An 828-nucleotide genomic window follows, 5' to 3' on the forward strand; every position below is an offset into this window, starting at 1 on the left:
GATCTCAGCAATAACGTGCTGTACACGGCTACGGCTCGTTTCTATTTTTTGTGCATCTTGATCCGATTGCATGGTCGCTTGTTGAGAGATGCTCGAAACCTCTTTGGCAGACGCCGTCATTTCTTCCATTGCGGTTGCGACAGAATCAAGTGTTTGGTACTGGTGCGTAATCTGTGTTTCGCTCAGTTTCATGTCTTGTTCAAATGCAGATGACGTTTCACTTAGCGTATTGGCGTTTTCTTTTACGCTATTGACCAGTTCGCTTAATGTATCCATCGACTTATCTAGTGCGCAGCCAATGGTGCCAAACTCGTCACGGCCAGGGTGAAAGCCCAATCGAGAAGTTAAGTCACCGTTACCAATTTTCTCTGTTGTGGTGTATAGCACCCACAAAGCGCCTCCGATGAATGTCGCTACCCAATAGCAAAATACTGCAAACGGCAAAACCCATAGAAAACTAAGAAGGAAAGAGGTAAGGGCGTCGGAGCGCAGGGCGTTGTATTGATTGCCAGCGTGCTCGGTCAATCGAACAAGCTCACCCGCAGAGGTTGTGCCATAAACCGTGGTAACACCATCTGCAAACAAGCTTTTTTGTTGATGGTTAGCTTTTGAGATACCAGTAATTTGATAGATATCTGTGGGATTAGCTTCGATGATGCCATCTAGTTTTGCTTGCACGTTGGCGATAGATTGTTGCTCGAACTGATGCAAATCATTTAGGTATCGGCTTCCTGCTACCGAAGTGAGTGCCACCAGAAATAGGAGGAAAATAACCCACATTTTGTCGTTGATAGACATCTTAATAAATAGTCGGTCTATCGTTCTAAA

1 protein-coding gene is annotated in these 828 nt (G+C 45.2%); it reads right to left on the reverse strand.

Annotated elements, in window-relative coordinates:
* A partial coding sequence (locus R7R78_RS25385; RefSeq protein ID WP_225474531.1) for a HAMP domain-containing protein occupies positions 1 to 828 on the reverse strand: 828 nt, incomplete at both ends.

Source organism: Vibrio sp. 2134-1 (assembly GCF_033339495.1).